We start from the raw sequence: 3,328 nt of genomic DNA on the forward strand, positions 1-3,328 counted from the left end.
AACCAGAAGCCGCCGGGCACGGCCCGGCGCTATCCGGGCGATTCTCCACCTGCCGTGCACGTGAGGGTCACCGCCGTTCAAGGGCCACTCGGCCACCCTGTGCGCTCCCCCCTATCTGGAGCACGACATGGCACAGCGTCTACGCGGCAAACAGATCGCCATCCTCGCCACGCATGGTTTCGAGCAGTCCGAACTGATCGAGCCCAAGCACCTGTTGGAAGCGGAGGGCGCGCGCGTGAGCGTGGTGTCGCCGGCCAAGGAGGCGAGCATCAAGGGCTGGAAGGACAAGGACTGGGGTGATTCGGTCGCCGTGGATCAACCACTGGATGGCGCCGACGCCGGCGGTTTCGATGCGCTGGTCTGCCCGGTGGCGTGATCAATCCGGACACCCTGCGCACCAACGAAGCAGTACTGGATTTCATCCGCAGCATGGCCGGTGCCGGCAAGCCGGTGGCCGCGATCTGCCACGGCCCCTGGCTGCTGATCAACAGCGGGCTGGCGGAGGGACACGAGGTCACCTCGTGGCCGTCGCTGCAGCAGGACCTGGCCAATGCCGGCGCGCGCTGGCGCGACGCGGAAGTGGTGGTGGACGGCAACCTGATCACCAGCCGCAAGCCCGATGACATTCCGGCCTTCAGCGAGGCGGTGGTGAAAGCGCTGGCGGCGTAATGCGGCGCTGGTAGTGCCGGCCGCTGGCCGGCACGTGCGTGAAAGGAGGTTCGCGCTGGGCGTAGTCGCTCAGCCATGCGTTCAGCAGGCCACGGGTCCGTGAATCGAGACGGCCACCCTGGCTGGCCGGAGTGAAGTCATCCACGCTCGGCTGCTGCAGGTGGAAGCCCTGGGTCTGCGCGTCATAGCGCAGGCCACTGCTGAGCTTCACCGTACCCAGCTTGGCCGGGTTGCCGCCGGCGGTGGCCAGCGCCACGTCCATGCCCAGGTTCAAGCGCTCGCCTGCGGGCAGGCTCAGCTGCGGGTGGCTCATGGTCAGCGCGATCAGGCCGCCCAGCGCGTCCTGCGTGCGCGGGAAGCTGCCGTCCAGATACTGCTGCACGTCGCTGGCGCCAACCGCCAGTTCGCGACCGGAGATCGAAGGGGCGGCCTGCGCACCGATCGCAGCAGCAATCAGCACGGTCGAGGCGGCTAGGCGGGTCATCAGGGAACGCAGGCGCATGGCGGTGACCGGAAGAAGGATCCAAGAGGCCTACAGAGTAGCTTTGCCCGCTGAATCGCGGGTACACACGGTTGCAACGGTTCAGTCCAGCGTTGGTTGCAGGCTGGCCGACTGGATCTGCCAGCTGCGGCCATCGGCGCTGGGCTGCACCCGGTACCAGCCGTGGTAGCGGAAGGTGCCGTTGGCGGTCACCGCGCGGATCTTCACTGGCACCTCCAGCAGGCGTGGCGGCTGCCCATCGTCGCGTGGCAACGCCACGTCACTGTCCAGGCGCAGGCTGCGCACGTCGGGCAGCAGGCGCAGCACGGCATCGTCGGCACGGCGCGGGTCGGCGGGGGCATAGGCCCAGGCTGCATCGCTGCGCGATGTGTTGCGGTTGAGCAGATCCAGCATGTAGCGGTTGAGCATCGCTGCGGGCGTTTCGCTGCCGTTGGCAACGGCGCCATACAGCGGATCGATGGCGATCGCGTCAACGGTAGCGGCCTGCGGTGCCGCTTTCGTCGTCGGCACCGACGGGGCGGTTGTGGCGGCGCTCGCGTCGCGCCCGGTGGCATCGACCGGGGGCGCCGGGTTCGAACACCCCGCCACAAGCAGCGGGATCAACAAGGAAATAAAACCGCGCATGTCTGCCTCCYCCCCGAGGCGACCTGAAAGGCGGCAGTGTAGCGGCCGGGGGCCGCTCAGCGCGAAGTGGTCAGCGCGAAGAGGGAAGCCGTTCCAGCGCGTCCAGCGCCGGCAGGACCTGCGCGGCGACCGCTGCCAGTGCATGGCCGTCGGTGTCGGCATGGCGCTGCACGATGTCACGCAGCAGCTGGGTGGCCACCACCAGGGTGGCACGTTCGTCACCGCTCAGGCCTGCCGTGCGCGGGGCCGATTCCAGCAGGCGCATCAGGTCGCGGCTGGCGCGGTGCTCCAGTTCGATGGTGCAGCGCCCGGTGCACTGGTGCCCGTCCTTTTCGATCGGGGTCACCGAGATCCGGTAGCGGGTGGAAGGGCTGGCCATGGGGGTGCTCGCGCTGGTGGGGAGGAATGGGACCACCATAGGCAAGGCGTCGGCCGGCGGCGATGGCCGGCGCTGCACGCAGTGTTCCACCCGGTTCGTTCCTGCGCTGGAAAAACAGCGGCGCGGCCATGGGCGGCGGGCCTGTGCGGGAAATTGCGTGGGCGCGGGAAACGCTGTGTTGCGGGGGCGCAGTGGACGGCATCCACGCATGGCGTGGATCTACTGCAGAGCGAGCGCGGATGCGGGGCAAAAAAAACGGGACGGCCAAGGCCGTCCCGTCAGGTATCCGCTGCAGGGCGCGCGCTTAGAGCGCAGCGTCCTTGAGCTTCTTCAGCGGGCGAACCTTGAGCTTGGTGGTGGCCGGCTTGGCGGCGAACCACTGCTCTTCCTTGGTGAACGGGTTGATGCCCTTGCGCTTCGGCTTGGCCGGCACATTGACGGTGGTGATCTTCAGCAGGCCCGGCAGGGTGAACGAGCCGGCGCCCTTCTTGTGCACCGAGGAAGCGACAGCGCCTTCCAGCGAGGCCAGCACAGCGCGGACGTCCTTGGCAACAACGCCGGAGACTTCAGCGATGTGTGCAACCAGGCCCGACTTGGTCAGCACTTCCTTGATCGGCTTCGGAGCGGCCGGCTTGGCGGCTGCCTTCGTCGCGACTTTCTTCACTGCCTTCTTCGGGGCAGCCTTCTTAGCGGTCTTTGCCATGGTTTCCTGTTCCGTGAACGGTTGGTTGTTTGGTCGGCGCCGAACCCCGTCGGCAAGCGCAATGTAGGGCAACTCTTGGGCGCCGCCAATAGCCTGGAGCGCTGAAAGTGCATGTTTTTTCATATCCAGGCCGATTCAGTACATGGCCGGCAGTAGGGGGAGCGGGTGCGGTGGTGCGCTGCACCGCAGTGTCGGTGATTGCGACTGGATGGGCGAAATGACTGAAAACAAGGGGGAAATCGCCAGATTGCTGGCGAAGAAGTGTCCAGTCGTCGGCTCGGGACAGGCGCGCCGCATGCGGCGGGGCGACGCAGGGCTAACGCGGCGCGTGCCAGGGTATTGGTTCATCACAGCCACAACGGAGCAGGACATGGGAATCTCGCGACACGCTACCGCGCATTGGGAAGGCGACCTGAAGTCGGGCAAGGGCCAGTTGAGCACGCCGCAGAGT

At 67.1% G+C, this 3,328-nt stretch carries 4 protein-coding genes and 2 pseudogenes; 2 read left to right on the forward strand and 4 right to left on the reverse strand.

The annotated features are described in order from the left end of the window. Window positions 1–127: 127 nt before the first annotated feature. Window positions 128–669 (forward strand): annotated as a pseudogene (locus tag AC1VAN_RS17465) (type 1 glutamine amidotransferase domain-containing protein). Here AC1VAN_RS17465 and AC1VAN_RS17470 read toward each other — a convergent pair. The 4 genes from AC1VAN_RS17470 to AC1VAN_RS17485 all read right to left on the reverse strand — a co-directional run bounded on the left by AC1VAN_RS17470 (window position 635) and on the right by AC1VAN_RS17485 (window position 2,877). Then, complete coding sequence (locus AC1VAN_RS17470) at window positions 635–1,171, reverse strand: DUF1439 domain-containing protein (protein ID WP_480986310.1); 537 nt, start codon at window positions 1,169–1,171, stop codon at window positions 635–637. The pseudogene AC1VAN_RS17465 and the gene AC1VAN_RS17470 overlap by 35 nt on opposite strands. Window positions 1,172–1,252: 81 nt before the next feature. After that, window positions 1,253–1,795, reverse strand: a complete 543-nt coding sequence (locus AC1VAN_RS17475) for a hypothetical protein (RefSeq protein ID WP_032975858.1) — start codon at window positions 1,793–1,795, stop codon at window positions 1,253–1,255. Window positions 1,796–1,865: 70 nt separating this feature from the next. Continuing rightward, window positions 1,866–2,174, reverse strand: a complete 309-nt coding sequence (locus tag AC1VAN_RS17480; protein WP_032975859.1) for a DUF3861 family protein — start codon at window positions 2,172–2,174, stop codon at window positions 1,866–1,868. Between the two features lie 304 nt (window positions 2,175–2,478). Continuing rightward, the gene (locus AC1VAN_RS17485; protein WP_025873973.1) at window positions 2,479–2,877 is read right to left on the reverse strand and encodes an HU family DNA-binding protein; all 399 of its coding nucleotides are present in this window, start codon (window positions 2,875–2,877) and stop codon (window positions 2,479–2,481) included. Between the two features lie 217 nt (window positions 2,878–3,094). On the opposite strand from AC1VAN_RS17485, the pseudogene AC1VAN_RS17490 reads away from it, so the two are divergent. Beyond that, window positions 3,095–3,328 (forward strand): annotated as a pseudogene (locus tag AC1VAN_RS17490) (hypothetical protein); the annotation flags it as partial.

The organism is Stenotrophomonas sp. 05L44_2 (assembly GCF_056665995.1).

Bases quoted from the DNA above. Each gene is read 5' to 3' on its own strand.
- AC1VAN_RS17475 (WP_032975858.1), bottom strand. From the start codon at position 1,795: ATGCGCGGTTTTATTTCCTTGTTGATCCCGCTGCTTGTGGCGGGGTGT.
- AC1VAN_RS17480 (WP_032975859.1), bottom strand. From the start codon at position 2,174: ATGGCCAGCCCTTCCACCCGCTACCGGATCTCGGTGACCCCGATCGAA.
- AC1VAN_RS17470 (WP_480986310.1), bottom strand. From the start codon at position 1,171: ATGCGCCTGCGTTCCCTGATGACCCGCCTAGCCGCCTCGACCGTGCTG.
- AC1VAN_RS17485 (WP_025873973.1), bottom strand. From the start codon at position 2,877: ATGGCAAAGACCGCTAAGAAGGCTGCCCCGAAGAAGGCAGTGAAGAAA.